Below are 3,264 nucleotides of genomic sequence, written 5' to 3' on the forward strand. Positions count from 1 at the left end.
CCTCAGGGGGAGCTCCGGGCAAAGCCCGGTGAGGGGGTCAACGGCGGCTCAGCTGCCGCCCTCCGCCCCCGGGCCTAACGCCCCTGGAAGTTGCCCGGACGGCGTTCGGCGACGGCGCGGACGCCTTCGGCGAAGTCCTCTGTGGCGCGCAGGATGGTCTGCTGGCCGTGCTCGTGGTCGGTCTGGGCCCGGACGCCGGCAGCAAGGCCGGCGCGCAAGGTCTTGCGGGTGGCGACCACTGCCAGGGGGGCGTTCTCGGCGATCTCGGCGGCCAGGGCCTTGGCGGCCTCCAGCAGGTCAGCCTGGGGGACCACTTCGTCTACCAGGCCCCAGGCCAGGGCCTCCTCGGCCTTCACCCGCCGGCCGGTCAGGAACATCAGGGCCGCCCTCTGCTCACCGATCAGGCGCGGCAGGGTGTGGGTCAGGCCGAAGCCCGGGTGGAAGCCCAGCTTGACGAAGTTGGCGGCAAATCGGGCCTCGGGAGCGGCGACGCGGAAGTCGGCGACCAGGGCCAGGCCCAGGCCCGCTCCCACGGCTGCGCCCTGGACGGCGGCGATGATCGGGGTCTCGATCGAGAAGAGTCGGACGGCCTGGGTGTAGAGGTCGTTGATCCCGTTCATGCCCGAGCCGCCGATGCCGTCGGGGGTCACCAGGTCGGCGCCGGCGCAGAAGGCCTTGCCCGCAGAGGCCAGGACCACGGCCCGGACCTCGCTATCGGCGTCGATCTTCTCGAGCCGGTCGGCCAGGTCGTGCATCAAGGGCACGGAGACGTGGTTGTTCGGCGGCCGGTCGATGGTGACCACGGCGATATGGCCGGTCTTCTCGACGGTGATTTCGGGGCGCTCGGTGGTGGTGGTCATCTCTTCACTCCCAGGAGGTTGCGGGCGACCACCATGCGGTGGACTTCAGAGGGCCCGTCGTAGATTCGCATGTTGCGGATGCTGGCCGCCATCAGGTGCAGGGGCAGTTCCTTGGTCATGCCCATGGCGCCGAAGCACTGCATGACGTTGTCGAGTACCTCCCAGGCCATCTCGGTGGCGAAGACCTTGACCATCGAGATCTCGTTCTTCACGTCCTGCCCCTGGTCCAGCTTCCAGGCGCAGTGATAGGTCATCAGGCGGGCGGCATGGATCTTGGTGGCGGCGTCGGCGGCCCACCACTGCACGGCCTGGCGCTGGGACAGGGGCTGGCCGAAGGTGACCCGCTGGGGGGCGTACTCGATCATCATGTCGAGGGCCCGCTGGGCGAGGCCGATGCACCAGGCGGCCATCTCGATACGGCGGGTGCCCAGGCGCACCTGCATGGGGGCGAAGCCCTGGCCCTCGACACCCAGAAGCTTCCAGCCCGGCACGCGGACGTCGTCGAGGGCGATCTCGTAGGTGAAGGCGCCGGCCAGCATGGGGATACGGCGCAGGATGTTGAAACCGGGGGTCTCCCGGTCGACCAGGAAGGCGCTCATCCCGCCCCGGGAGCCCTTCTCCTTGTCGGTGACCGCCATGACGATGGTGAAGTCGGCCTGCTCGGCCCGGCTGGTCCAGATCTTCCGGCCGTTGATCACCCAGTCATCGCCGTCTCGGACCGCCCGGGTGAGCATGCCCGACGGGTCAGCCCCCGCGCCAGGTTCCGAGATGCCAATGGCGCTGATGGTCTTCCCCGCTGCGTAGGGGGCCAGGTAGGCCTCGCGCTGGCGCTCGGTCACCGTGGCCATCAGCATGCGCAGGTTCGGCGAGTCCGGCGGCAGGGTGTAGGGCGTGATGGTCGAGCCCATGGCCTCATTGACGCCGATCAGGGCCACCTGGGGCAGGTCGAAGCCGCCGACGTCCTCGGGGGCGTCCAGGCCCCAGAGCCCGAGCTTCTGCGACACTTCGTCGATGCGGGCCCGTTCCTCGGGCGAAAGCCAGATCCCCTGGCCAGCGGCATCCCGGGCCAGGACCGCCCCCTCGAGGGGCATGAGCTCGTCGCGCACGAAGCGCTCTGCGAGGTCCTTGAGCATCCGGTGCTCTTCAGAAAGCTGAAAGTCCATGCGACGGCCTCCTCCCGGCTTGCGCCCTTGTCTGGGGGGATCATAACGACGGATACGGCCAAGGGGAGACACGACGTGGCGGAAACTCGGGAACTTGCGACGACGGCGACCGGCCCCCTGGCGGGAATCCGCATTCTCGACCTGACCAGCGTGGTGTTCGGCTCCTATGCCACGCAGATCCTGGGAGACCAGGGCGCGGAGGTGATCAAGATCGAGGACCCCGGCTCGGGGCGGGGGGACGGCGGCGACATCATGCGCTGGGCCGGCCATGTGCCGCAGGGCGCCCCCCGGGACCTGGGCCCCATCTTCCTGACCATCAACCGCAACAAGCGCTCGGTGGTGGTGGACATGAGGGATCCGGCCTCCAAGCCCCTGATGGAGGCCCTGATCGCCTCCTGCGAGGTCTTCGCCACCTCCATCCGCTATGACGGCCTGAAGCGGCTGGGCCTGGCCTACGAGGACGTCCGCGCCCTGCGGCCCGATGTGGTCTATGTCCACGCGGCGGGCTACGGCTCGGAGGGCCCCTATGCTGGTGAGCCGGCCTATGACGACCTGATCCAGTCCGCCTCGGGCCTGGCCGACCTCCTGCCCCGCACGGATGGCAACCCGACGCCGCGCATCCTGCCCACCCTGGTGGCCGACAAGGTCTCGGGCCTGTTCATGAGCCAGGCCATCACCGCTGGCCTCCTGCACCGGGAGCGCACGGGGCAGGGCCAGTTCATCGAGGTGCCCATGCTGGAGTGCATGACCAGCTTTACCCTGGTCGAGCACCTCTATGACCACGCCTTCGACCCGCCGATCGGTCAGTGGGCCTACCAGCGCGTGGCCAACCCGAACCGCAAGCCCTACCCGACCCAGGACGGCTATATCGGCCTCCTGCCCTATACCGACAAGCAGTGGGACCAGTTCTTCGCCGCCGCCGGCCTGGCCGAGACCTTCGGCAAGGACCCGCGATTTTCCGACTATTCCCAGCGGGGCAAGCACATCAATGAGCTCTACGGCCTGGTGGGCGAGGTCACCCAGACCAAGACCACCCAGGAGTGGCTGGACCTGCTCAAGCCCCTGTCGATCCCGGTGGTGCGCACCGCGCGGCTGGATGACCTGCCGGACGACCCGCACCTGTCCGCCGTGGGCTTCTTCGAGCGCCACGAGCACCCCCACGCCGGGCCCTACCTCGCCATGAAGCCGCCAGTGAAGTTCACCGGCTCACCCAGCAACATCCGCCGCCACCCGCCCCGCCT

Annotated in this window: 3 protein-coding genes; 1 reads left to right on the plus strand and 2 read right to left on the minus strand. The window is 69.0% G+C overall.

Annotation, left to right across the window (positions count from 1 at the left end; all coding sequences use genetic code 11):
* Positions 1-74 precede the first annotated feature (74 nt).
* Positions 75-860 carry an enoyl-CoA hydratase/isomerase family protein gene (locus WCJ52_RS12320; RefSeq protein ID WP_336903606.1) on the minus strand — a complete coding sequence of 262 codons (786 nt, stop codon included), beginning with the start codon at positions 858-860 and terminating at the stop codon, positions 75-77.
* Positions 857-2,023, minus strand: a complete 1,167-nt coding sequence (locus WCJ52_RS12325) for an acyl-CoA dehydrogenase family protein (RefSeq protein ID WP_336903607.1) — start codon at positions 2,021-2,023, stop codon at positions 857-859. Before WCJ52_RS12325 ends, WCJ52_RS12320 begins: the two co-directional genes overlap by 4 nt.
* Before the next feature lie 75 nt (positions 2,024-2,098).
* On the opposite strand from WCJ52_RS12325, the gene WCJ52_RS12330 reads away from it, so the two are divergent.
* On the plus strand, positions 2,099-3,264 hold a 1,166-nt coding region (locus tag WCJ52_RS12330; protein ID WP_336903608.1), incomplete at its 3' end, for a CoA transferase.

The organism is Phenylobacterium sp., from assembly GCF_037138395.1.
Classification (GTDB): Bacteria; Pseudomonadota; Alphaproteobacteria; order Caulobacterales; family Caulobacteraceae; genus Phenylobacterium.

What these genes read in the sequence shown, in the direction of transcription:
- WCJ52_RS12325 (WP_336903607.1), bottom strand. Translation starts at nt 2,023, where the DNA reads ATGGACTTTCAGCTTTCTGAAGAGCACCGGATGCTCAAGGACCTCGCA.
- WCJ52_RS12320 (WP_336903606.1), bottom strand. Translation starts at nt 860, where the DNA reads ATGACCACCACCACCGAGCGCCCCGAAATCACCGTCGAGAAGACCGGC.